At 67.7% G+C, this 24439-nt stretch carries 16 protein-coding genes, 2 pseudogenes and 1 riboswitch; of the genes and pseudogenes, 9 read left to right on the top strand and 9 right to left on the bottom strand.

Going from position 1 to position 24439, the window contains the following annotated elements; translation table 11 throughout:
- Positions 1–215: 215 nt before the first annotated feature.
- A complete protein-coding gene (locus DL544_RS15720) occupies positions 216–3743 on the bottom strand; it encodes a hybrid sensor histidine kinase/response regulator (RefSeq protein WP_065178207.1) in 3528 nt (1175 codons plus the stop codon).
- 96 nt (positions 3744–3839) lie between these two features.
- Positions 3840–7379: pseudogene (locus DL544_RS15725) on the bottom strand (sensor histidine kinase).
- Between the two features lie 164 nt (positions 7380–7543).
- On the opposite strand from DL544_RS15725, the gene DL544_RS15730 reads away from it, so the two are divergent.
- The 3 genes from DL544_RS15730 to DL544_RS15740 are packed head-to-tail and all read left to right on the top strand — an operon-like array spanning position 7544 to position 9335.
- Positions 7544–8176, top strand: a complete 633-nt coding sequence (locus DL544_RS15730) for a YceI family protein (protein WP_053499626.1) — start codon at positions 7544–7546, stop codon at positions 8174–8176.
- A gap of 10 nt (positions 8177–8186) precedes the next feature.
- Positions 8187–8759, top strand: a complete 573-nt coding sequence (locus DL544_RS15735; protein ID WP_065185435.1) for a cytochrome b — start codon at positions 8187–8189, stop codon at positions 8757–8759.
- Between the two features lie 3 nt (positions 8760–8762).
- A complete protein-coding gene (locus DL544_RS15740; RefSeq protein ID WP_005418389.1) occupies positions 8763–9335 on the top strand; it encodes a YceI family protein in 573 nt (190 codons plus the stop codon).
- A 71-nt stretch (positions 9336–9406) separates the two neighbouring features.
- Here the strand turns inward: DL544_RS15740 and DL544_RS15745 are convergent, their stop codons facing one another.
- Positions 9407–9637, bottom strand: a complete 231-nt coding sequence (locus DL544_RS15745; RefSeq protein WP_032954410.1) for a glutaredoxin family protein — start codon at positions 9635–9637, stop codon at positions 9407–9409.
- Between the two features lie 100 nt (positions 9638–9737).
- Between DL544_RS15745 and DL544_RS15750 the strand changes: the two genes are divergently transcribed.
- Positions 9738–11120, top strand: a complete 1383-nt coding sequence (locus DL544_RS15750; RefSeq protein WP_065178205.1) for an L-serine ammonia-lyase — start codon at positions 9738–9740, stop codon at positions 11118–11120.
- Positions 11121–11295: 175 nt separating this feature from the next.
- On the top strand, positions 11296–12291 hold the full coding sequence (locus tag DL544_RS15755; protein ID WP_065185434.1) for an alpha/beta fold hydrolase: 996 nt from the start codon (positions 11296–11298) through the stop codon (positions 12289–12291).
- Positions 12292–12399: 108 nt separating this feature from the next.
- On the opposite strand, the gene DL544_RS15760 is transcribed toward DL544_RS15755, so the two are convergent.
- Genes DL544_RS15760 through metX form a run of 3 tightly spaced genes read right to left on the bottom strand, consistent with a single transcriptional unit; the run spans position 12400 to position 15754 of the window.
- Positions 12400–13467 (bottom strand): homoserine dehydrogenase family protein, encoded by a 1068-nt coding sequence (locus tag DL544_RS15760; RefSeq protein ID WP_065178203.1) that lies wholly within the window; start codon positions 13465–13467, stop codon positions 12400–12402.
- The gene (locus DL544_RS15765; protein WP_065185433.1) at positions 13464–14699 is read right to left on the bottom strand and encodes an O-succinylhomoserine (thiol)-lyase; all 1236 of its coding nucleotides are present in this window, start codon (positions 14697–14699) and stop codon (positions 13464–13466) included. Before DL544_RS15765 ends, DL544_RS15760 begins: the two co-directional genes overlap by 4 nt.
- Positions 14696–15754: a homoserine O-succinyltransferase MetX gene (metX, locus tag DL544_RS15770; protein WP_139727513.1), complete on the bottom strand. Its 1059-nt coding sequence runs from the start codon at positions 15752–15754 to the stop codon at positions 14696–14698. The genes DL544_RS15765 and metX overlap by 4 nt, the downstream gene beginning before the upstream one ends.
- Before the next feature lie 48 nt (positions 15755–15802).
- Positions 15803–15921, bottom strand: a riboswitch (SAM riboswitch).
- A gap of 147 nt (positions 15922–16068) precedes the next feature.
- Between metX and DL544_RS15775 the strand changes: the two are divergent.
- From DL544_RS15775 to DL544_RS15790, 4 genes and pseudogenes are all read left to right on the top strand, one after another.
- A pseudogene (locus tag DL544_RS15775) lies at positions 16069–16952 on the top strand (M23 family metallopeptidase).
- A 66-nt stretch (positions 16953–17018) separates the two neighbouring features.
- Complete coding sequence (locus DL544_RS15780; protein ID WP_005418402.1) at positions 17019–18623, top strand: peptide chain release factor 3; 1605 nt, start codon at positions 17019–17021, stop codon at positions 18621–18623.
- A gap of 212 nt (positions 18624–18835) precedes the next feature.
- Positions 18836–19474: a PAQR family membrane homeostasis protein TrhA gene (gene trhA / locus DL544_RS15785; protein ID WP_005418403.1), complete on the top strand. Its 639-nt coding sequence runs from the start codon at positions 18836–18838 to the stop codon at positions 19472–19474.
- Between the two features lie 82 nt (positions 19475–19556).
- Complete coding sequence (locus DL544_RS15790; RefSeq protein ID WP_065185431.1) at positions 19557–21530, top strand: AsmA family protein; 1974 nt, start codon at positions 19557–19559, stop codon at positions 21528–21530.
- A gap of 187 nt (positions 21531–21717) precedes the next feature.
- On the opposite strand, the gene DL544_RS15795 is transcribed toward DL544_RS15790, so the two are convergent.
- From DL544_RS15795 to DL544_RS15805, 3 genes are all read right to left on the bottom strand, one after another.
- Complete coding sequence (locus tag DL544_RS15795) at positions 21718–22632, bottom strand: IS110 family RNA-guided transposase (RefSeq protein ID WP_065185430.1); 915 nt, start codon at positions 22630–22632, stop codon at positions 21718–21720.
- Positions 22633–23002: 370 nt separating this feature from the next.
- Positions 23003–23434, bottom strand: coding sequence for a CBS domain-containing protein (locus DL544_RS15800; protein ID WP_005418405.1), 432 nt, complete (start codon positions 23432–23434; stop codon positions 23003–23005).
- Positions 23394–24413, bottom strand: coding sequence for a glycosyltransferase family 2 protein (locus tag DL544_RS15805; RefSeq protein WP_065178200.1), 1020 nt, complete (start codon positions 24411–24413; stop codon positions 23394–23396). The genes DL544_RS15800 and DL544_RS15805 overlap by 41 nt, the downstream gene beginning before the upstream one ends.
- Positions 24414–24439 lie beyond the last annotated feature (26 nt).

A 24439-nucleotide genomic window follows, 5' to 3' on the forward strand; every position in this document is an offset into this window, starting at 1 on the left:
ATGCGGCTGACACCCCGCACTGCGACACCGCCCCACCTCTGACGGATTCCGGCGGCTCTTGGTAGGTGTCGACCTTGGTCGACACATCTGTCAGATATCGAAATCGATCTGGGGTCAGATCCGTTTTCCTACGGGAAACGGATCTGACCCCACGCCATTTCAACAGCTCGCAGAATTCTGTCGAAGGCGGGGTGGGTCCACAGGCCCTGCAGAACCTACCTACCCGTGGCCCTGGCGATCGCTTCCACCAACAGCTCACCAGTCACCGGCTTGCGCAGGAAGCCGCCAATGCCGGCTGCTTCCACCTGCTGCTGCAGGTCCGGATCGGTCCGCGCCGTCACTGCCAGCAGCGGCAGCATGTAGCCCTGGTTGCGCAGGTGCTGGGCCAGCTCGAAACCACTCAGGCCCGGCAGGTCCAGATCCAGCAGGCCGACGTCGAAATCGCCGGCACTGATCTCGCGCAGCGCCGCCAGCGCATGGCCGGCATGCACCACCTCGTGGCCGCGTGCGCTCAACAGGCCACGCACCACGTCGGCCACGGTGGCATCGTCCTCGACCAGCAGCACCCGCAGCGGCGGCATGTTCGCCGCTTCGTCGCGATGCCCCTCGGCCGATGCCTCGGCATCGCTGTTCACCACCAGCGGCAACGGCAAGGTCACGCCGAAACAGGTGCCCCGACCCAGCTGGCTCTCCACCTGGATCCGCCCCTGCATCGCATGCGCCAGCTCGCGGCAGATCGCCAGACCGAGGCCACTGCCACCGTACTGCGCGGCGGTTCGTGCACCATCGGCCTGCTCGAAGCGGCGGAACAGGCGCTGCTGTTGTTCCTGGCTGATGCCCGGGCCGGTATCGCGCACCTCGAAGTGCAGCGCACGCAGCTCGCCATCGCAACGTGCATGCAGGGTGATAGTGCCGCGGCTGGTGAATTTCACTGCGTTCGACAGCAGGTTGAGCAGGATCTGCCGCACGCGCATGGCATCACCGGTCGCCTGCAGGCCCGCAGGCAGCTGGTTGTCGAGGACGAAGCGCAGGCCCTTCTGTGCAGCCAGCGGGCCCATCAGCGCCGCCAGATCCTGCAACAGGCCATTCAACGCAAACGACTGCGACTGCAGTTCCAGGCGCCCGGACTCGATCCGCGCCAGGTCCAGCGCATCGTTGACCAGGTGCAGCAGGTGCTCGCCAGCATGCCGGATCGACTGCGTGTAGCCACGCTGCTGCGGGTCCAGTGGCGAGGCAAGCAGCAGCTCGCTCATGCCCAGCACGCCGGTCATCGGCGTGCGGATCTCATGGCCAAGGTTGGCCAGGAAGCGGGTCTTGGCCGCCGACGCCTGCTCGGCCAGTTCCTGCTTGTGCAGCGCCAGCTGGTAGGCGTGCCGCCGCTGCAGGCGGCGTCGGTACAGCCAGGCAAACCAGCTGGTCAGCAGCAACCCGACCGACGCCAGCACCAGCAGGCCGGACAGGCTGCGCCACCACGGCGGCTGCACGCGGAATTCCAGGCTCTGCACCCGCGACCACACATGGTCGGCCGACCGGGCCTGTACTTCCAGCCGGTAGCTGCCCGGCGCCAGGCGCGAGAACAGGCGCTCGCCGGCCGGGCCGACTTCGACCCAATCGGGGTCGTAGCCGGCCAGGCGGTAGCGGTACGTATTGGACGCCGAGTCGGCGAAGGACAGCAATCGCGCGACGATGCGCAGGTCGCGGTCGCCATCGGCGATCTGCAACGGCGCATCGTGGGTCATGTCCAGCACCTGCTCGTTGCGGCGCACTTCCACCCGCTCGATCACCAGCGGGGCGCGACGGACCGAAGGCCGTACCTGCTCCGGGTCGAACACCACCGCGCCCGCTGCCGTTCCGGCCACCAGATGGCCATCGGCCGCTGCGATCAAGGTGTGCTCGCGGAATTCCTGGCTTGGCAGGCCGTCGTGCACGCCGTACAGGCGCACGCTCTGCCCATCGGCACTGACACGTACCAGGCCGCGTGCGCTGGTCGCCCAGGCCACGCCCTGCGCATCCACCACCAGGCCGGAGGCGGAGATCGCCGGATAGCCCTGTTCGGCACCGACCACCGCCTGCCGTTCCAGGCGTCCCTGGCTCCAGCGGTAACGGGACAGGCGACCATCCTCGGACAACCAGACCTGGCCGTCACGGCCCACATGCAACGCATGGATCGCCGTTGCCGGCGCACCCGGCACCGGCTGGAAGCGCTCGCTTTCCGGCAGCCACTGCAACAGGCCACGGCTGCTGGCCAGCCAGATGTGGTCCTGCGGACCGCATTCCACATCGAGGTTGAGCTGGCCCTGCTGCAGGCCGCGCTGGCCATTGTCCAGCTGGCGCCGCACGTGGCCGTCGAGATCGCGCTGCTGCACGCCTGCGGGCAGCATCAACCAGAGGCTGTCGCCGTCGCAGGTCATCATCGCTTCGACCACCCCTTCCATCGCCGCATCTGCACCGGCATCACGGCCCCAACGACGCAGTTCGCGCCGTTGCGGGTCGTAGCGCACCAGCGCATCGGTCGATCCAATCCAGACCTGGCCACGCCGGTCCTCACGCACCGAGGTCAACCAGTGCATGCCGTTGACCCAGGTGCGATGCTGCTCGATCCTGCCGGTCTTCGGATCGAAGCGGTCCAGCGCGCCATGGCTGCCCACCGTCCAGACGCCGCCGTTGCTGGAGGGGCTGGTACCCAGCACGAGCGCATTGCGCAGCGAGCTGGGGTCGTCCTCCAGGCGCGACAGCACCGAGAACTGCCACCAGCGTGGCAGCAGGTGCCACAGCCCGGCATTGGTGCTGGCCAACCAGATGCCACCTTCGCGGTCCTCGTAGGCACCGGTCCAGTTCGGCCGTACCGGACCGCGCGCGATCGCGCTGTACAGCGGCACGGTCTGGTACTGGCCATCGACCGCACGCCCCAGCCCGGTGCGTGTATCCAGCCAGTGCCCGCCCTGCTCGTCGCGCAGCATCATGCCCAGCACCTGCTCGCCCGGCGGCAGCTTCCACGGGGGGGCTTCGAAGCGGCCATCCGGGCGGCGCACGGTGGCGCCGGCCATCGTGCTGATCCACAGGCTGCCATCCGGTTCGGCGGTCAGTCCGTTGATCAGAAGGCTGGGGATGATGTCCGTACCGACACGCTCGAAGTCGGTCCCGGTCCAGCGCGCCACGCCATGCTTGGTGCCGATCCACAGGCTGCCATCGGCCAGCGTGGCCAGGTAGGGCACCGACGACGAAGGCAGGCTGCGCGGATTGTTCGGCTCGGGCAGGAAGCGCTGCAGGCGATCCTGGCTGTCCAGGCGGTACAGGCCGCCTTCGTGGGTACCGAACCAGATCGAGCCATCAGGCGTGCTGGCCAGGCTCCAGACCGTGTTGGTACCCATCAACGGCTGGCTGCTGCGGTCGTAGAAGTGCAACTGGCGGCGGTCGGCCGACATGCGCACCAGGCCGGCGTTCTCGGTGCCTATCCACAACTGGTTGCGGGCATCGACCAGCACCGTCCAGATGCGGTTGTCACGCAGTCCATCCTCGGAACGCCACACGCGGTAGGTGCGGCCGTCATAGCGGGCCAGGCCATCGTTGGTGGCGATCCACAGGTAACCGTAGCGATCCTCGGCCATGCGGTTGACGGTATTGGACGGCAGGCCATCGAACACCGTCACCTGCCGCGGGCTCGGAGGCACCGGCTGTGCCGCAGCGGGCAACGCGCAGCACAGGAGGACCAGCAGCAGCATCGCCGCCCGCAGATACACCACCGATTGCCTCCTCACGCTGGTCCTGATGATTCCCGCGCTGCGGGCGTCGGCATGGTAAACCGAAAGTCGCGCCGTTCACGCCCGGCGTCGGCGTCGTCACGCAGTCGCCTGTCGTTTCGCACGCGCCTGGGCGATGGCCGTCACCAGCAGGTCGCCGGTCACCGGCTTGCGCAGGAAGCCATCGAAGCCTGCGGCCAGCACCTGGGTTTCGGCATAGGCATCGGAACGGGCGGTCACCGCCACCAGCGGCAGTTCATAGCCCATGGTGCGCAGCTGGCGGGCGATGGCCGTACCGTCCAGCGCGGGCAGATCGAGATCGAGCAGGCCGACGTCGAAACCATCGGTGGCGATCTCCGACAGCGCGCCCAGGCCATGCAGCACGTGGACCACCTCATGCCCGCGCACGCGCAGCAGGCCGGCGATGACCTCGGCCACCGTGGCATCGTCCTCGACCAGCAGGATGCGCAGCGGCGGCAGTTCCGGCAGGGCCGCCACGTCGCCCGCTTCGCTGGCGGCCTGGCGCGTCCAGGGCAGGGGCAGGCGCACGCGGAACCGCGCGCCCTTGCCAGGCTGGCTGTCCACTTCGATGCGCCCCCCATCGCCACCGCCAGTTCCTGGCAGATCGCCAGCCCCAGACCACTGCCGCCGTAGCGCGACGCGGTACGCGGGCCGTCGGCCTGTTCGAAACGATGGAACAGGCGCTGCTGCTGCTCGGCATTGATGCCCGGGCCGCTGTCATGCACTTCGAAACACAGGCCGCCCTTTTCTTCCAGGCGTACGGCCAGGCCGACGTGGCCGCGCTCGGTGAATTTGATCGCGTTGCCGAGCAGATTCAGCAGGATCTGGCGCACGCGCATCTCGTCGCCACTGACACTGATCGGCCCGGGCGGGTCTTCGCCGCGCTGGAACACCAGCTGGCGTTGCTGCGCGATCGGCTGCATCAGGCCCTGCACCTGGTCCAGCAGCTCCCCCAGATCGAACGGGCGCAGGTCCAGCTCCAGCCGCCCGGCTTCGATCCGGGCCAGGTCCAGGGCATCGTTGACCAGCCGCAGCAGATGGCTGCCGGCCTGCTGGATGGACCCGGCGTAGCCGCGCTGCACCGGATCCAGCGGAGTCGCCAGCAGCAGTTCGCTCATGCCCAGCACGCCAGTCATTGGCGTGCGGACTTCGTGGCCCAGCGTAGCCAGGAAACGGCTCTTGGCCTGCGAGGCCTGCTCGGCCAACTGCTGCTTGTGCACCGTCAGCTGCCATTGCTGGCGGCGGCGCAGCCGCGCGCGGATCGACCAGACCAGAACCACCAGCAGCAACGACCCCAGCAGGATGTAGCCGAATATCGCCATGCCGCTGCGCCACCACGGCGGCAGCACCTTCACCTGCAACTGCTGCGAAGGTGTCCACGCGCCCCGGGCAGTCGCGGCCTGCACCTCGATGACATAGCGGCCGGTCGGCAGCCGCGACAGGGTGCGCTGGCCATCGCCCCCTGCTCCACCCAGTCCTGGTCGTAACCCTGCACGCGGAAGCGATACCGGTTGCCCTGCGGGCTGGCATAGGAAAGCAGCCGCGCATCGATCTGCAGATCGCGGTCGTCCGGTCCCAGCAGCAGGGTGCCGGTGAGCGGCAGCGGTTGCCAGCCGCGTGCGTCGTCGCGCCGCACCCGCACTTCGGCGATCACCAGCGATGAAGGCGGCAGCACGGTGTCGTCGGCATTCACATCAAAGGCGACCAGGCCGGTCTGGGTAACCGCCAACACGCGGCCATCGGCGTTCACCGCAGGTGGCCGACCGGTGAACTCGGCATCGGACAGGCCATCGCGTTCGTTGAACTGTTGCAGGCGCCGCGTCTTCGGGTCCCACCGCAGCAGGCCGCGCGGCGTCGTGGCCCACAGCTGGCCATTGTCGGCCAGCGCCAGCCCCCCATGGTCACCGGCGGCACGCCCGCACTGCCGTCGATGCGCTGGATCAGGCGCAGGCTCATGCCATCCCACTGGTAGCGCTCGAAGGCGCCTTGGCGCGCCAGCCACAACTGCTGCGGATCGATCCATGCCAGATCGTAGATCGGGCCGCGCGAAACGCCGGGCACTGCCTCGAAGCGTCCGGCCTGCTCACGCCAGATGCCCATGTCGCCCATCACCCAGGGCCGGCCGTGGGCGTCGAAGCGGATCTGCTCGATCGGCGCATCGGCCGTCCCGCGGAAATGTTCCAGCGGATGACTGTGCAGCAGCCGGCCCTCTGCATCGCGCTGCTGCAGGTCCAGGCCCATCACCGACACCCACACCGTGCCATCAGGGGCCTGCCGCATCAGGTCGATGCGCTGGCGCAGGTCGGCACTGCCATCGATCCGCAGATCACGCAATGCGCCGGTGGCCGGATCGTAGACGCTGATGCGGCCGCCGCGTCCCAGCCACAGGCGACCATCCGGGCGCGGCAGCACCGACCACACCACGCCGTTGCCGAGCTGCCGGTCGCTGGCCAGCAGGCGCAGGGTGCCCTGCGCATCAAGCTGGTACACCCCTCGCGCCGAGCCGACGTAGTAGTTCTTCCCGTCGCTGGCCGCGCTCAACAGGTACTGGCTGTCCAGCGGCTTGCCGTCGAGCTGGTTCCAGATCGAGAAGCGCCGCCAGTCCGGTGGCAGATAGGCCAGGCCCTGGGTCAGCAACGCCACCCACAGTCCGCCCTCGTGGTCCTGCAGCAGGTCAAGCACACCGCTGTGCGCGGTCAGGAAGCCGCTGCCGCGGTCCCCCTCCAGCCGGCGCAACGCCGCCGCATCCCCTCGCAACAGGCCATCGGAGGTACCCGCCCAGTAGCCCCCCTGGCGATCGGCCAGGACCAGGGCCGACCGCAGCTGGGCACTGTCGGCCCATCGCGGGCGACTGACCCGGTCCTGCCCATCGATGCGGTAGAGGCCATCGTTCTGGCTGCCTACCCAGATCGAACCGTCTGCATCACGGCTCAACCGGAGCACGCTCAGCCTCCCCAGTTCCCGCGCGGCCACCGGCTCGAAGCCGCTGCCGTTCCAACGCGCCACACCGGCTTCGGTGCCGACCCACAGGCGGCCCCGCGCGTCGACCAGGCTGGTGAAGATGCTGTTGCTGGGCAGGCCACCCGGGCGCGCGGGATCATGGGTGTAGAGGCGCACGCTGCCGTCTTCGCCGAAACGGCAGACGCCATGGTTGTTGGTCCCGATCCACAAGGCGTCGTCGACATAGGCCAGTGCCCAGAACTGCCCCTGGCAGGTGGAATTGACCGTATCGAAGGTCTGGAAGCGCTCGCGGTCGGCATCCAGGCGTGCCACGCCCTTGCCATTGATGCCCACCCAGACCCGGTCCAGCGGGTCGATCAGCAGGGTCTCGATCTCGTTGCCAGGCAACGAGCCCGGCTGTTCCGGGTCGTGCTCCCAGACCCGCAGGCTGTTGCCGTCATAGCGGGCGAGTCCACCATCGGTGGCGGCCCAGACGTGGCCCTGGCGATCCTCGGCCAGCGCCACCACCATGCGAGACGGCAAGCCTTCGGCGGCACCGAAGCGGCGCAGGCGTGGTGTTTCTGCCATGTCCAGGGTCGCAGCCGCCGTGGCCATCGCCACCAGCAGCAGTCCCATACCTGCGATGCCACGGCACCACAGGCGCCAGCCGCTCGTCATCCTGAACCCCCTGTCCTGCGCCGATTGTCACACAGGGCCGGGGTCATGGCTGCAACAGCCTGTTTCCAGCGGCGGCACCACCACGAACTGTTGCACCCATGCACGCAACGTTGGCAGGGGGCTGTGCGTATGATCGCAGCGTCCCCTTCCGGAGCCCGCCATCGATGCGTCCCTGCCTGGCCCTGCTGCCGATGCTGCTCGCCACCGCCCCTGCCTGGGCGGCCGCTGACACCTATCGCCTCGATCCGGTGCACACGCGGGTGCTGTTCTCGATCGACCACGCAGGCTACTCGCAGGCCATGGGCACGGTATCGGGCAGCGAGGGGCGCGTGCGGTTCGATCCCGACAACTGGCGCGACGCCACCGTGGAAGTGGATATTCCGGTGTCGCGGCTGGACCTTGGTGATGCCAAGTGGAACCAGGCCACCTTGGCCCGCAGCCTGCTCGACGGCGAGCGCTTCCCGACCGCGCGGTTCGTCTCCACCAAAGTCGAACCGATCGATGCCAGGCGCGCCCACGTGATCGGCACGCTGACCCTGCGCGGGGTCAGCCAGGAAATCACGCTGGATGTGACCCTCAACGCCATCAAGCGCTATCCGCTTCCCCCGTTCCGACGCACCGCCGGTTTTTCCGGCAGCACCACGCTGAGCCGGCGCGCGTTCGGCATCACCGCCTGGCCGGGCGTCATCGGTGATGCAGTACAGCTGAGGATCGAGGCGGAAGCCACCCTCGACCGCAGCGACGCCCCGGGAACTCCCGCTCCCCTTCCACACTCCGACCCCAAGACGGCCCGCTAGAGGACCCCTCATGACCGCCAAGAACACCCCCGCCGCCTGGGGGAGCGTCAGCCAGATCCTGCACTGGTTGATCGCACTGCTGATCCTCGCCCTGGGCGTGGTCGGCCTGACCATGGACGAACTGCCCAAGACGCCCAAGTACTTCTGGGTCTACACCGCGCACAAGTCGATCGGCATCACCGTGCTGGCGCTGGTGCTGTTCCGCCTGGGCTGGCGCCTGTACGCCGGGGCACCGAAGCCGGTGCCGGGCGTGCCCAGCTGGCAGGAGCGCATTGCCAGCGCCACCCACGTGCTGCTGTATGTGCTGATGTTCGCCATCCCGCTGTCGGGCTGGCTGTACGATTCGGCCAGTGGCCTGCGCCCGTTCCGTTGGTTCGGCCTGGTCGACGTGCCCAAGCTGAGCGGCCCCGACCCGCAGGTCGTCGCGGTGTCCCATGCCCTCCACGAATACGGCTTCTGGCTGTTGATCGCGGTGGTGCTGGCCCATGCCGGCGCTGCCTTCTACCACCACCTGTTCCAGCGCGATGCAACGCTGTCCCGCATGTTGCCGCGTGGCTGGCTCGCCTCCCCTCAGAAGGACTGACCGATGAACCTGAAACTGACCACTCCGGCCGCCGTGGCCGCCGCCCTGGCCGGCATGCTGGCCACCGCTCCGGCACTCGCTGCCGATTACGCGCAGGCTCCCGGCGCCGGTTCGATCCTGGTGTTCGCCACCAAGTACGACGGCGAAGTGTTCACCGGCAGCTTCCCTGGCTTCGCGACCAAGCTCAGCTTCGACCCGGCCAACCCGGCTGCCGGTTCGCTGGATGTGGTGATTCCGCTGGCAGGCGCCAAGAGCGGCAACAGCGATCGTGACTCGACCCTGCAGGGCGCCGACTTCTTCAACGTCGGCAAGTTCGCCACCGCGCGCTACACCGCCAAGGGCTTCCGCGCCATGGGCAATGACCAGTTCGCCGCCGATGGCACCCTGGAGCTTCGTGGTGTCAGCAAGCCGGTCACGCTGACCTTCACCTGGAAGCCGGGCACCCAGCCGGTGCTGACCGGCAAGGCCACGGTCAAGCGCCTGGACTTTGGCGTCGGCGGCGGTGACTGGGCCGACACCAAGACCATCCCGGACGAAACCGCGATCAGCACGATCGTGAAGTTCGACGCGAAATAAACCGCATCTGGTAGTGCCGGCCGCTGGCCGGCATCACCGGGAACAGAGGGGTTGCCGGCCAGCGGCCGGCACTACCGATCGACGGCCAACCACGCCTGAACCGTGGCCGCGTCGAACGGCCAGTCCAGCTCGCGGTCGCCGCGCTCGTCACGCAGCACCGGCACCCGCGTGCCATAGCGCGCTTCCAGCGCCGGCTGGTCGTCCAGGAACACCGATTCGAACTCCGGCGCCCGTGCCCTGGCCAGCTCGGCCAGGGCCATGTCGCACAGGTGGCAATCGTCACGTTGGATAAGGGTCAACACCGGCCGGGCTCCCGTGGCGGAAATGCTGCGCCGCAGCCATGGAAGTGCGGCGTGAACCGCTAGAATAGCGATCTCTTCCGGTACCCGCAGTACGGCAACCATGGCTGTCAGCACGTTCGACGTTTTCAAGATCGGCATTGGCCCGAGTTCCTCGCACACCGTCGGGCCGATGAAGGCCGCCGAGCGATTCATCCATCGCTGGCTGCTCGACCCGGGCCGCCTGCACGAGGTCGCGCGCATCCGCGCCGATGTCTATGGCTCGCTGGCACTGACCGGCCGCGGCCACGGCACCGACAAGGCGATCCTGCTGGGCCTGGAAGGCCAGCGGCCGAACCTGATCGATCCGGACATCATTCCGGCCACGCTGGAGCGCATCCGCAGCAGCAAGCGCATCCAGCTGATGGGCCAGCACGAGATCGCCTTCGACGAGAAGCGCGACCTCGGCATGAACAAGCGCCAGAAGCTGCCCTACCACACCAACGGCATGCGCTTCACTGCCTACAACGCCGACGACGAAGTGATCGCCACCCGCGACTATTATTCGGTCGGCGGCGGCTTCGTGGTCAACCAGGACGACGCGGCCGATGATCGCATCGTGCCCGACGAGACCCCGCTGCCCTACCCGTTCAAGAGCGGCGACGAGCTGCTGGCGCAGACCGCGCGCAGCGGCCTGAGCATTGCCCAGCTGATGTTCGAGAACGAGAAGTGCTGGCGCAGCGAAGACGAGATCCGCGCGCGGCTGCGCGAGATCTGGAGTGCGATGCAGTCGTGCGTGGCGCGCGGCATCCGCGAGGAAGGCGTGCTGCCGGGTGGCCTGAAGGTGGGCCGTCGTGCGCCGGCGTTGTACCGCGAACTGTCGTCGAAGCCGGAAGCGGCGATGCGCGACCCGCTGACCACGCTGGACTGGGTCAACCTGTACGCACTGGCAGTGAACGAGGAGAACGCTGCCGGTGGCCGCGTAGTGACTGCGCCGACCAACGGTGCGGCCGGTGTGCTGCCGGCGGTGCTGCACTACTTCGATCGCTTCTGCCCGGGCGCGAACGAACAGCGCGTGTTCGACTTCCTGCTGACCTCGGCGGCGATCGGCATCCTCTACAAGGAAAACGCCTCGATTTCCGGCGCCGAAGTGGGCTGCCAGGGCGAGGTTGGCGTGGCCTGCTCGATGGCGGCCGGTGGCCTGGTCGCGGCACTGGGCGGCAACCCCAGCCAGATCGAGAACGCCGCGGAAATCGGCATGGAACACAACCTGGGCCTGACCTGCGACCCGATCGGTGGCCTGGTGCAGATTCCCTGCATCGAACGCAACGCGATGGGCGCGGTGAAGGCGATCAATGCCTCGCGCATGGCGATGCGTGGCGACGGCAAGCACAAGGTGTCGCTGGACAAGGTGATCAAGACCATGCGCGATACCGGCCGCGACATGCAGGACAAGTACAAGGAAACCAGCCGCGGTGGCCTGGCGGTGAACGTCATCGAGTGCTGATGACCCTGGGTAGAGTCGACCGCTGGTCGACTATCGCGTGCAGCGCGGGATTTTCGCGGTCTGATCGAAGAGCAGTCGACTGACAGTCGACTCTACCCCGTTGTCCCTGGCCGGTCGGACGACACCGTCACCGCGTTCCGGTTAGGCTCGGGGCTCCCCCACCCCGGATTGCCCCATGCGCGTGATCGCTGCCGCCCTGCTTGCCTGCCTTCCGCTGACCGCCCTGGCCGCCCCCACCTACGGGCCGCGGCTTGAGGGCTTCGACTACGGCTATCCGGTCAAGACCTTCGCACTGGAATCGCAGCGGCAGCCGCTGGAAATGGCCTACCTGGACATCGCGCCGAAGAAGGCGCCCATCGGTGTGGTGGTGCTGCTGCACGGCAAGAACTTCTGCGCCGCCACCTGGAAGGAATCGATCAAGCCACTGGTTGCCGCCGGCTATCGGGTGATCGCTCCGGACCAGGTCGGCTTCTGCAAATCCAGCAAGCCCGAGCGCTATCAGTACACGTTCGCACAGCTGGCAGCCAATACCCATGCCCTGCTGCAGCAGCTGCAACTGGGCGACGTGCCGGTGCACCTGGTCGGGCATTCGATGGGCGGCATGCTGGCCGTGCGCTACGCGCTGATGTACCCGCAGGACCTGCGCAGCCTGTCGCTGGTCAACCCGATCGGACTGGAAGACTGGAAGGCGCTGGGCGTGCCCTGGCGCGGCGTCGACGCGTGGTATGCCGGTGAAATGAACATCAGCTACGACAGCATCCGCCGCTACCAGCTGGATGTGTACTACGACGGCAAATGGAAGCCGGCCTACGAACCCTGGGCGCGGATGCAGTCAGGCATGTACGAAGGGCCCGGCAAGCAGGCCGTCGCATGGAGCCAGGCGCTGGCCTCGGACATGGTGTTCAACCAGCCGGTGGTCTACGAACTGAAGAACCTGCAGGTGCCGACCACGCTGTTCATCGGCCAGAAGGACCGCACCGCGATCGGCCGCGACCTGGCGCCGGCTTCGGTGAAGGCGACGCTGGGCAACTATCCAGCGCTCGGCAAGGCGGCGGCCGCAGCGATTTCCGGCGCGACGCTGGTCGAGTTCGCCGAACTGGGCCATTCGCCGCAGGTGCAGGACCCGAAGCAGTTCAACAGCGCCTTGTTGAAGGCGTTGAAATCCCGCTGATCAGCTAGCGTGCTCGTGTAGAGCCGAGCCCATGCTCGGCTTATCCAGCAGGAGGGGATCTCGCCAGGAGCAGCCGAGCATGGGCTCGGCTCTACAAGAACTGTGCGATCAGCCGACGATGCGCAGCACGTCATCCAGCAACGCGGCGGCGGTGACTTCCGCGCCCGCACCCGGGCCCTGGATCAACAGCGGCTGGCGACGGTAGCGATCACTGTGGATGGCGACGCGATTGTCGGTCCCCGCACCCTGCGCCAACGGGTGATCGGCCGGCAGCTCGCGCAGGCCCACCTGCGCACCCCCACCGTCAACACGGCCGACGAAACGCAACACGCGGCCGTTTTCGCGTGCCCGCTGCCAACGCGCCTGCAGCGGCGCATCCAGCTGCTCCAGCGCAGCCACTGCGACCTCCAGCGGCAACGCGGCCAGCGTTTCAGGTACCAGTGAGTCCACCTGCACCTGCGAAGCATCCAGCGCCAGCCCGCTGCTGCGGGCCAGGATCAGCAGCTTGCGGCGCACGTCCTCGCCGGACAGGTCAAGTCGCGGATCCGGCTCGGTGTAGCCGGCCGCCAGCGCCTCGCGCACCGCCGCCGAGAACGGCGACTTGCCGTCATAGCGATGGAACAGCCACGCCAGCGAACCGGACAGCACGCCCTCGATGGCATGGATGTGATCACCACCGGCCACCAGTGCGCGCAGGCTGCTCAGCAGCGGCAGCCCGGCACCGACGGTGGCGCTGTCACCATAGCGCGCACCACTGTCGGCACAGCTGTCTGCAATGGCCTGCGCGCGTGACAGCTGCGCACCACGGCCCAGCTTGTTGGCTGTCACCACATGCACGCCGCGCGCCAGCCACTGCACGTGACGTGCGGCCACGTCTTCGCTGGCGGTGGCATCGACCACCACATCGCCACGCTCCAGCCCTTCGGTGCTGGCCCACGCCGGCGAACTCTGGCCATCGCGTGGCGCACGTCGCGCCAGTTCCAGCGGCAACGCCAGGTCACGATCGATCTCCAGCGCAGTGCGCGAGTTGGCCAGCCATTGCACGCTCGGCAGTTCCAGCCCGCGAGCCCGCAGCGTCTGGTAGCGCTGCACGAAGGCCGAGCCGACTGTGCCAGTACCGAGCAGCGCCAGGCGTCCCGCGCCCAGCGCCGGAATTTCAGCAGCGAGTGCGCTCATGCATCCACCACCTGTTTGCGGCGTGCGGCCGCATCGATCACGACTTCGGCGCGCTGCAGCGCGGCACCGAGATCGGCCAGCAGGTCGCGCTCGGCCTCGATGCCGACCGACAGACGCAGCAGCCCTTCGCTGATACCGGCCGCTGCGCGTGCTTCGGCGGTCATCGCCGCATGGGTCATGGTCGCCGGATGCGCGATCAGGCTTTCGACGCCGCCCAGCGATTCGGCCAGGGTGAAGCAGCGCAGGCCATCCACGAATGCGCGCACTGCCGCGTGCGGATCTTCACCGGCGCAGTGCGCAAGCTCGAACGACAGCATCGCGCCGAAACCGCTCTGCTGGCGCGCCGCGATGGCATGGCCGGGATGTTCGGCCAGGCCCGGGTAGTACACCCTGCCGACGGCCGGATGCTGGTCCAGCAGGGCAACGATCGAGGCGGTATTTTCCTGGTGCACGCGCAGGCGCGCATCCAGCGTGCGCAGGCCACGCAGGGTCAGGAAGGCATCGAACGGTGAACCCGTCAGGCCCAGCGCGTTGCCCCACCACACCAGCTGCTCGTGCACTGCCGGATCACGCGCGACCACTGCCCCGCCCACCACATCGCTGTGGCCGTTGATGTACTTCGTGGTGGAATGCAGCACCAGGTCCGCACCGAACGACAGCGGTTGCTGCAGCGCTGGTGACAGGAACGTGTTGTCGACCACCACGAGTGCGCCGGCCTTGTGCGCGGCATCGATGACGAAGCGCAGGTCGGTGATGCGCAGCAGCGGGTTGGACGGCGTTTCCACCAGCACCAGCTTCGGCTGGGTGGCCAACGCCTGTGCCAGTGCGCGCGGATCGGTCAGGTCGGCGGTGACCAGTTCAAAGTGGCCCTTCCGGGCCAGCGCATTGAACAGGCGCCAGCTGCCACCGTACGCATCGTGCGGCACCACCAGGGTATCGCCCGGCTTCAGCAGTGCGTTCAGCACCAGGTTGATCGCGCCCATGCCGGTGGCGGTGACCACACCACCGACGCCGCCTTCCAGTTCCGCCAGCGCCTCACCCAGCAGGTCGCGGGTCGGGTTGCCACTGCGCGTGTAGTCGTACTGGCGCTTGTTGCCGAAGCCTTCGAAGCTGAAGTTCGACGACAGCACGATCGGCGGCGTGACCGCGCCATGCGCGGTGTCCCGATCGATGCCCGCACGGACGGCGGCAGTGGTGCGACTACAGGACGGCTCGTTGGCGTGCAGGCTCATGCGGACTCTCCAGAGGTGCGGAAGGCGGTGGCGAGGATCGCGTCGATGCGATCGGTTTCTTTGAGGAAGGCGTCGTGGCCATAGGGCGAACGCAGCACGCGCAGGCTGCCGCGCGGGCCCAGCCCTTCGACCAGGCCGACCAGGTCGGCCAGCGGCACCAGGCGGTCGCCCTCCACGGCCACCACCACGGTCGGCGGCAGGATCGCGGCGGGGTCGACACGGTGCAGGTCGATCGATTCGGACAGGCGCAGGTAGGCGGTCACCGGCGTGCGCGCGACGTACTGCGCGCCGGCGGCGTCGAGGTAGTCTTCGGCGGCCACGCGCACGCGGCCATTGATGACCTCCGGGGCAGCGTCGAAGCGCTCGCCGAATTCTTCCGGGGTGCGGTAGCTGAGCATGGCGAACTGCCGGGCCAGGGCCAGGCCGTGGTCTTCGCCGCACTGCAGCTGGCCCAGCGCAACCGCGCGGCGCTGCAGCGCGCGCCACGCGGCGGCATAGGGATGCGGGCGGTGCGCGCCGCTGGCCAGCACCAGTTGGCGCACGCGGGCGCGGTGACGGATCGCGAACTGCTGGCCGACCAGCGCGCCATACGAATAGCCGACGAAGGCCTTCAGCGTGCGGATGCCGAGATGGTCCAGCAGCAGCGCCAGCGCATCGGCCTGGTCGGCAGTATCGATCGGCACATCCAGTGCACCGTCGGCACCGATGAAATCGAAGGCCAGCACGCGCAGCTGCTGCGGGTCGAGCGCGCGGCCGGTACCCACAAGTGCTTCGGCCCAGCCCTTCTCGCTGAACTGTGCGTTGGACGCCACGTGGCGATGGGCGGAAATGCCACCGGCCAGCACCACCACCGGCGCGTTGGCCGGGCCCACCCACTCATAGCGCAGGCGCACCGGGCTGGGGCCTGCATGGCGCATCGACAGCACCGCGGCGAACTCACCGCGCTCGGCGTGCACGCGGTCTGCGACCGGCACGCTGACGGGGACGAAGGGCTCGGGCGAATGGCGGTACTGGCAGCGAAGCTCATGGCGGGATCCGGTTGGGGAATCGGCCATCGAGCCTTCGCGGGCCCGCGTTCGAGATGCACGTGGGGTGCATGGTTCGAACCATCTTTCGGTGGACGCCACGGTCCCCGCAGGATTTGGCACCTACGCAGACGCTTGCGCGCCTGCGGGCTGCCCCGGCTTCAAAGGGCCTGTCCCTCTGCCGGTCTCGATGGTGGAGCCACGATGCCAGCCCTTTCCGGCACTGTCAATCCCTTCATGCGGATAAAGCGATAGATATTTCCAGAATCAGTCTGCGAGGGCCGTCCCGGTCGCCCCGTTCAGGATCGGGTACAGTCCCGGCGGTCCTCTCGCTGGAAACGCCGATGCCGCGCCTGCCCCTGTCCTGCCTGCTGTTGCCTCTGCTGGCGAGCGCGACCGCACACGCCGGCGACTGGCGCCAGGGCTGGGGACTGGCTCCCCCTTCCGCGCCTGCCACCCGCGCAGGCAGTGCCGAGGGCGCCGCCCCCATGGCCCGGTTGCGCCTGCAGCCGGTCGGTACGCAATGGCAGGCGCGGATCGACAACGGGTTGGCAGGGCCGCTGCAGATCCAGCTGCGCGCCGCCCCGGACACCCGGTCGAAGGCCTCCCGGTCGAGTCGCTGATCCAGGGCGACAGCAGCCTGGTGGTCGGCCACCTGCCCGCCCCGATCGATGGCCGCATGCTGGATCTGCGCCTGCAGTCGGTGCCGGGCAACCCTGCCGCACAGGCCGAAGATGTCGGCTATCGCCTGCCGTTCGATGCGGCCCGCCTGCGTGTGGACCAGGCGCCGCAGGGGCGATTCAGCCATGACGACGAGGAGAACCGCGACGCGGTCGACTTCGCACTGCCGGAGGGCACCCTGGTGCTGGCCGCGCGCGAGGGCACGGTGATGCAGATCCAGGATGGCTTCCCTGGCAACGGCCAGGACCGCGAGCGCGATGGTGCCCGTGCCAATTTCGTCCGCGTGCTGCACAGCGACGGCAGCATGGCCCTGTACGGCCACCTCCAGGCCGGCGGCATGCGCGTGCGCCGCGGCCAGGCGGTGGGAGCCGGGCAACCGATCGGCCTGTCCGGCAACAGCGGCTACAGCACTGCGCCGCACCTGCACTTCGTGGTGCAGGTCAACCGCGGCATGGGCCTGCGCTCGGTGCCGGTGCGCATCTTCGCCGGGCAGGGCCAGCTGCAGTTCGCCCGCCACGGCGAGGCCGACGGCGGTATCGGGCGCTGACCGGCCCCGGCCGGTATAATCGGGCGCTTATCTCTTTGAAAAGCGCCCCGGGCGGGCGCCACTGCCATGTCCGAAGTCGCCACCGAAGCGTCGCGTCGCCGCACCTTCGCCATCATTTCCCACCCTGACGCCGGCAAGACCACGCTGACCGAAAAGCTGCTGCTGTTCGGAGGCGCGATCCAGATGGCCGGTTCGGTCAAGGGCCGCAAGGCCGCCCGCCACGCCACCTCCGACTGGATGGCGCTGGAAAAGGAACGCGGCATCTCCGTCACCTCCTCGGTGATGCAGTTCCCGTACGAAGGCAAGATCGTCAACCTGCTCGACACCCCTGGCCACGCCGACTTCGGCGAGGACACCTACCGCGTGCTGACCGCAGTGGACTCGGCGCTGATGGTGATCGACGTGGCCAAGGGCGTGGAAGAGCGCACCATCAAGCTGATGGAGGTGTGCCGCCTGCGCGACACCCCGATCATGACCTTCATCAACAAGCTCGACCGCGAGGGCAAGGACCCGATCGAGCTGTTGGATGAAGTGGAGACCGTGCTCGGCATCCAGTGCGCGCCGGTCACCTGGCCGATCGGCATGGGCCAGCGCCTGAAGGGCGTGGTTCACCTGCTGACCGGCGAAGTGCACCTGTACGAACCGGGTCGCAACTTCACCCGCCAGGACTCGACCATCTTCCCGTCCATCGATGCGCCCGGCCTGGCCGAGAAGATCGGTGCACAGATGCTGGCCGACCTGCGCGACGAACTGGAACTGGTGCAGGGCGCCAGCCATCCGTTCGATCTGGACGCTTACCGCGCCGGCAAGCAGACCCCGGTGTTCTTCGGCTCGGGCGTGAACAACTTCGGCGTGCAGCCGCTGCTGGACTTTTTCGTCGAGCATGCGCCGTCGCCGCAGGCGCGAACCACCACCGGCCGCGAAATCGCACCGGAAGAGAACAAGCTGACCGGCTTCGTGTTCAAGATCCAGGCCAACATGGACCCGCAGCACCGTGACCGCGTGGCATTCATGCGGGTCTGTTCGGGCCGTTTCAGCGCCGGCATGAAGACCTTCCACGTGCGCACCGGCAAGGAAATGAAGCTGGCCAACGCGCTGACCTTCATGGCCAGCGACCGCGAGATCGCAGCCGAAGCATGGCCCGGCGATGTGATCGGCATCCACAACCACGGCACCATCTCCATCGGCGATACCTTCACCGAAGGCGAAGCGGTGACCTTCACCGGCATTCCCAACTTCGCCCCGGAACTGTTCCGCCGCGCACGCCTGCGTGATCCGCTCAAGCTCAAGCAGCTGCAGAAGGGCCTGGCCCAGCTGTCCGAGGAAGGCGCGACCCAGTTCTTCCGCCCGCTGACCAGCAACGACCTGATCCTGGGTGCCGTCGGCGTGCTGCAGTTCGACGTGGCCGCCTACCGCCTGAAGGACGAGTACGGTGTGGAAGCCACCTTCGAGCCGGTCAGCGTGACCACTGCGCGCTGGGTCCACTGCAGCAACGAGAAGAAGCTGGAAGAGTTCCGCGAGAAGAACGCGCTCAACCTGGCGCTGGATGCGGCCGGCCACCTGGTCTACCTCGCTCCGACCCGGGTCAACCTGCAGCTGGCCCAGGAACGCTCGCCGGATGTGCGTTTCTCGGCCACACGCGAAGCGGCGCACACCGTTTCGGCAGGCTGATGCCACGGGGTCGGAGCCCTTTCCACAGAAAAGGACTCCGGCCCCAGCCGTCGCGGGCGGTTCATCCACGCATGGCGGCGATTGACGGATCACGGGACCAACGGCGCAACCCAGGGATTCACCCACCATACGGTGACGGGCGTGCACGTGCCGCCCATCGCGGCGATGATAGGGGGGTGCGGGTCCCCCTCCCCGCGAACGATGCCTACGCCATGTCCACGACTTCCGTTGCTTCGATCCGCGAAGAAATCGCCAGCGCCCTGACCCATGGCCTCGGTGCCGTGCTCGCCCTGGGCGCCGGCGCGGTGCTGATCACCCTGGCCGCAATCTACAGCGATGGCTGGCAGCTGGCCGGCGCCATCGTGTTCGGCATCGCGCTGCTGCTGCTGTACACCGCGTCCACCCTGTACCACGCCATCCAGCACCCGGTCGCCAAGGGCCGGCTCAAAGTGTTCGACCACTGTGCGATCTACGTACTGATCGCCGGCACCTATACCCCATTCACCCTGATCGGCCTGCGCGGCCCGTGGGGCTGGGGCCTGTTCGCCGCGATCTGGACCCTGGCCCTGGCCGGCGTGGTGTTCAAGCTGTTCTACACCGGTCGCTTCAAGCGCCTGTCCACTGCCATCTACGTGGCCATGGGCTGGCTGGTGATCGTGGCGGTCAAGCCGATGCTGGCCTCGATCGACGGCTGGACGCTGGGCTGGCTGCTGGCCGGCGGCCTGTCCTACACGCTGGGCACCTATTTCTACCACCGCGAATCGATTCCCTATTCGCATGCGATCTGGCACCTGTTCGTCATCGGTGGCAGCGTCTGCCACTTCGTCGCGGTCACCATGCAGGTGCTGTAGCACCGGCCCGTGCGTGGCGCGTGCACGCCGCGCACATGGACGCTTCGCGCCCCGTCCACGATGAGGGGGCAACCATGGCAGCGTGAATGCCGCCGCCTCCCCTGCCACAAAGCGCACGAACCGCTGGCGCCTGCGCCGCCCCGGCCCGCGAGGCCGGCGCTGGCTGACGCTGCTGATCTTCCTGCTCGCGGCGATCCTGGTACTGATCGCACTGTGGGACTGGAACTGGTTCAAGGGCCCGGTTGAGCACGCCGTGCAGGCCCGTACCGGCCGCGCACTGCACATCGGCCATCTGGATGTCGACCTCGGCCGGACCAGCACCATCCGTGCCGATGCGATCACCTTCGCCAATGCCGGTTGGGCCAGGCAGCCGAACATGGCCACGGCCGACCGCGTCGAGATCGATGTGCGCGTGTGGCCCCTGCTGCGCGGCAGCGTGCAGCTGCCGGAAGTGCGCCTGACCCGACCGGACGTGCTGCTGGAAACCGCCCCTCGCAAGGGCGAACCGGGCAACTGGGACTTCCTCGGTGACAGCGCTGGCGGCACCAGCCCGCAGCTCAAGCGCCTGCGCATCGACGACGGCCGGCTGCAGTTCCTCGACGCACCGGGCCGTACTGATATCCGCGTGGGCGTGCGCAGCGGCCAGCCGAAGCAGGCCGATGCCTCGCCGCCGCTGCTGGTGCAGGGCAAGGGCCACTGGCAGGGAAACCCGTTCACCCTGCAGGGCGGAACCGAATCACCGCTGGAACTGACCAACAGCGACCACCCGTTCCGCATCCACCTCGACGGACGCGCCGGCGCCACCCACGCGGTGGCCAGCGGCACGCTGACCAATCCGTTCCAGCTGCGCGTGTTCGACCTGCAGTTCGCACTCAGTGGCCAGGACCTGGCCGATCTCTACCCATTGCTCGGCATCGCCATTCCGCCGTCCCCGCCCTACGCGCTGAACGGTCGCCTGAAACGCGACCACGACGTCTGGAGTTACGACGGTTTCACCGGCAAGGTGGGCGACAGCGACCTCGGTGGCAGTCTTCAGTTCGAGGTGGGCCGCGACCGTCCGCGGCTGACCGCGACGCTGGAATCCAAGCGCCTGGACTTCGATGACCTGGCCGGCTTCGTCGGCGCGCCGCCGAAGACCGGCGGCGGCGAAACCGCCAATGCGGAGCAGAAGGCCGAGGCCGCACGGGTGGCCGCGCGCGCGCGCGTGCTTCCGGACACGCCCTACAACCTCGGCAAGCTGCGTGCGATGGATGCCGATGTGCGCTGGAAGGCCCACCGCATCAACGCACCGTCATTGCCATTGGACGACATGGATGCCCATCTGCTGCTGGATGACGGGGTGCTGCGGCTGGCACCACTGAACTTCGGCGTCGCCGGCGGCGATATCCGCAGCACCATCCGCATGGACGCACGCCAGCCGCAGATCAGCACTGCGCTGAAGGCGAGCGTGCGCGGCGTTCAGCTGGGCCAGCTGTTCCCCGATGCCAAGCTGGCCGAACAGGCCAAGGGCGGCATCGGCGGTGAGGTGGACCTGAGTGGCCGCGGCAATTCGATCGCCGCGATGCTCGGCAGCAGCAGCGGCAAGGTCGGCCTGGCGATGGGCCGTGGCCATGTCGGCAACCTGGTGATGGAGCTGGCCGGCCTGGATATCACCGAATCGCTGAAATTCCTGGTGACCGGCGACAAGCAGATTCCCCTGCGCTGCGCCTTCGCCGACTTCGGTGTGCGCGACGGCCTGATGACCAGCCAGGCGCTGGCGGTGGACACCACCGACACGATCCTCATCGGCGAAGGCACCGTCAGCCTGCGCGACGAAACCCTGGACCTGCTGTTGAAGCCGCGCCCGAAGGACAAGAGCATCCTGGTACTGCGCTCGCCGCTGCACATTGCCGGCACGTTCAAGGACCCGTCGTTCCGCCCGGACTTCAAGGCGCTGGGCATCCGCGGTGCGGTGGCCCTGGCGCTGGGCAGCATCGCCCCGCCGGCGGCCTTGCTGGCGACGATCGAGCTGGGGCCGGGCAAGGACGCCGACTGCGGCGGGCAGTATGCGAAGTAGGGTTACAGCGTTGTTCGCGGCGCCTGCATTGATGGTGGCTTGAGGGGGACGGGTGACGCAGGCAGGACACGCCGCAAGTACGTCCCTGTAGCAACTGTGTTGACGGAGGGGCCTGGCCCCTCCATGAGACGGGCACGGTAGTGCCGGCCGCTGGCCGGCAGCCTTTTGGGACACGCGCAGGCTGGCTTCAGGCGGGGATCGATCCGCCTTGAGCGTCGCGCACGCGGGCGTTGAGAATCACCAGCATCTTCCGCATCACTGCCACGATGGCCACCTTGCCTTCCTTGCCACGGGCTCGTAGCGACTGGTAAAAATCGCGCAACCGAGGTTCATGCCGCATGGCCGACATTGCCGCCATGTAGAGCACTTGCCGGATTTCGGCTCTTCCACCATGGATGCTTCGTTTTCCTCTCATCGTGCCGCTGTCTTGGGACATCGGGGCTACCCCGACCAAGCTGGCGATGCGCTTGCCAGTGATCCTGCCAAGCTCTGGCAGATAGCTGGCTAGAACTGCCTGCAGCGCAGGCCCTACGCCCTTCATCGACTTCAGCGTCTTCAGTTGAGGCTGCTGACCAACCTGCTCGGCGATCTGCTTGCCCAGACGCTCAACCATCGTTTGGAGGCGGGTGATGTTGCCTTGCAGTAGTCGGCGCAGTTCACGATCAAGCACCATTTCCTGCTGCTGCCGCGCGATGGTCAGGGCGTCCATCGCCTGCCGACGTGCCCGAACGAACTCCCGCATCTTCTGCTGCCAAGACTGCAGCGGCTGATAGGGAGGCAGCTTCACCAGGGAGGCCATCTGCGCCAACGCATGGGCATCCAAACGGTCGGTTTTGGCAATCTGACCCAACCCCTGAGCCAGTTTCCGGGCGCGCAAGGCATTGGCACGGGCCACCGGATGACCGGCCTTGTGCAGGAAATCCAGCACCGGCTGCTCATAGCCACCTGTGGCTTCAAGCACGATCTGGCTGGTCGGACGCTTCTTCAGCCAAACATCCAGTTCAGAAAACCCGGACCGGTTGTTGCTGACCTGCAGAGTTTGTCCGTCCGTCGTACCGATATCCAGCTGACGCTTGCTGACATCAATCCCGATCCCGTTCATCACCTGACTCCGTATAGTCTGGTAGGGTCGAGAGCTCCCCCGCTTGCCCAGTCTTATCGCTTCGAGTGGTCGCTCCAGCAACTGTTCGGGCGGATCAAGGGAGATTCCGGCGTGGGCGCCAAGCTACAGGGCGATCGTCGCGATCCTGGCTACGGATCGTCGAGATCCAGGCTCGTACGGCGGCCCACGCCGGCTCTCGACACCTACGCTGACAGATTTCCATCGAGCCCCCATGGATGGGTCTATGGCGTGTCCTGCCCAGCCGCACCCTCCGTCTCCCAACGTGTCAGGAAGGCGCTGCTTTGGCTTTGGCTGTGGCTTTCAGCTTCGAAAAGCGGGCCGGCGGGCCGCAGGCCCGCCAGCGACACCCTCACCCGGCGACGATGTACTGCTGCAGTTGATCCAGCTCCCGCCGCTGCGCATCGATCACCGACTTCACCAGGTCGCCGATGGAGATCACCCCCAGCACCTGCGCGCCCTCCACGACCGGCAGATGGCGGATGCGATAATCGGTCACCAACTGCAGGCAATGCTCCACCTGCTCGCCCGGCGACACCGTCACCACCTGCGACGTCATGATCTCTGCCACCGCCGTATCGCGCGAAGAGCGATCACGCAACACGATCTTGCGCGCGTAATCACGCTCGGACAGGATTCCCACCAGCCGCGGGCCGTCCATCACCAGCACCGCACCGATGCCCTTTTCCGCCATCAACCGGATCGCATCGATCACCGCCGCATCCGGCGCGACCGCATGTACTTCAGGAGACTTGCCGTCCAACAGTTGCCGTACCGTGGTCATCTGCCTGCCCTCCCAGGGTGGGTTGCGGGACCGAGTCTGCCACGGACGATGCTAGCCAGGCGTCAACCAGGTACAACGGCCGCTGCTTGGACTCCTCGTACAGCCGCCCCAGGTACTCGCCGATCAGGCCAAGCGCGATCAGCTGCACGCCGCCCAGGAACAGGATCACCGCCATCATCGTCGGCCAACCCGCCACCCGGTCGCCATACAGCGCCGCCTTCACGATCACCCACAGGCCGAACAGGAAAGCGACGGCCGCGGTTGCCAGCCCGAGGTAGGTCGCCGCCCGCAACGGCACGGTCGAGAACCCGGTAATGCCTTCGAGGGCGAAATTCCACAGCCGCCACAGGCTGAACTTGCTGGTGCCGGCCACGCGCGCGTGGCGGTGGTAGGGCACGGCGATCCGCTTGAATCCCACCCAGCTGAAAAGCCCCTTCATGAAACGGTGGCGCTCGCGCATCCCGCGCAGGGCGTTCAGCGCGCGCGGTGACAGCAGGCGGAAGTCCCCGGTATCGGCCGGAATCGGTGTCCGCGAGAGGCGGCCCATCACCCGATAGAACATCGCTGCCGTGGCGCGCTTGATCCAGGCCTCGCCATCGCGGGCCATGCGCGTGCCGTAGACGTTGTCATGACCTTCGCGCCAGCGCGCGACGAACTCCGGCACCAGCTCCGGCGGGTCCTGGCCGTCGGCATCGAGGATCATCGCCGCACCCTCGTGCACCAGATCCAGGCCGGCGGTCAGCGCCGCTTCCTTGCCGAAGTTGCGCGACAGCTTCAGCGCCGATACGCGTGCATCGGCCTGGGCCAGCCCGGCGATCACTTCCCAGGTGCGGTCATGGCTGCCGTCGTCCACATAGAGGATGTGACCGTCGATGTCGGGCATGCCGTCGAGCACCGCGCACAGCCGTGGATGCAGCAGCGGCAGTGCCAGGGCCTCGTTGTAGGCGGCGATGACGAAGGTAAGCCGTTCGCGGGTCATGGCCGGATTGTACGTTGCCGGCAGGC

The organism is Stenotrophomonas sp. pho (assembly GCF_006228405.1).
GTDB lineage: Bacteria > Pseudomonadota > Gammaproteobacteria > Xanthomonadales > Xanthomonadaceae > Stenotrophomonas > Stenotrophomonas sepilia.

What these genes read in the sequence shown, in the direction of transcription:
- DL544_RS15800 (WP_005418405.1), bottom strand. Translation starts at nt 23,434, where the DNA reads ATGACCACGGTACGGCAACTGTTGGACGGCAAGTCTCCTGAAGTACAT.
- DL544_RS15765 (WP_065185433.1), bottom strand. Translation starts at nt 14,699, where the DNA reads ATGAGCCTGCACGCCAACGAGCCGTCCTGTAGTCGCACCACTGCCGCC.
- DL544_RS15735 (WP_065185435.1), top strand. Translation starts at nt 8,187, where the DNA reads ATGACCGCCAAGAACACCCCCGCCGCCTGGGGGAGCGTCAGCCAGATC.
- DL544_RS15755 (WP_065185434.1), top strand. Translation starts at nt 11,296, where the DNA reads ATGCGCGTGATCGCTGCCGCCCTGCTTGCCTGCCTTCCGCTGACCGCC.
- metX (WP_139727513.1), bottom strand. Translation starts at nt 15,754, where the DNA reads ATGGCCGATTCCCCAACCGGATCCCGCCATGAGCTTCGCTGCCAGTAC.
- DL544_RS15740 (WP_005418389.1), top strand. Translation starts at nt 8,763, where the DNA reads ATGAACCTGAAACTGACCACTCCGGCCGCCGTGGCCGCCGCCCTGGCC.
- DL544_RS15730 (WP_053499626.1), top strand. Translation starts at nt 7,544, where the DNA reads ATGCGTCCCTGCCTGGCCCTGCTGCCGATGCTGCTCGCCACCGCCCCT.
- trhA (WP_005418403.1), top strand. Translation starts at nt 18,836, where the DNA reads ATGTCCACGACTTCCGTTGCTTCGATCCGCGAAGAAATCGCCAGCGCC.
- DL544_RS15795 (WP_065185430.1), bottom strand. Translation starts at nt 22,632, where the DNA reads ATGAACGGGATCGGGATTGATGTCAGCAAGCGTCAGCTGGATATCGGT.
- DL544_RS15780 (WP_005418402.1), top strand. Translation starts at nt 17,019, where the DNA reads ATGTCCGAAGTCGCCACCGAAGCGTCGCGTCGCCGCACCTTCGCCATC.
- DL544_RS15760 (WP_065178203.1), bottom strand. Translation starts at nt 13,467, where the DNA reads ATGAGCGCACTCGCTGCTGAAATTCCGGCGCTGGGCGCGGGACGCCTG.
- DL544_RS15750 (WP_065178205.1), top strand. Translation starts at nt 9,738, where the DNA reads ATGGCTGTCAGCACGTTCGACGTTTTCAAGATCGGCATTGGCCCGAGT.
- DL544_RS15805 (WP_065178200.1), bottom strand. Translation starts at nt 24,413, where the DNA reads ATGACCCGCGAACGGCTTACCTTCGTCATCGCCGCCTACAACGAGGCC.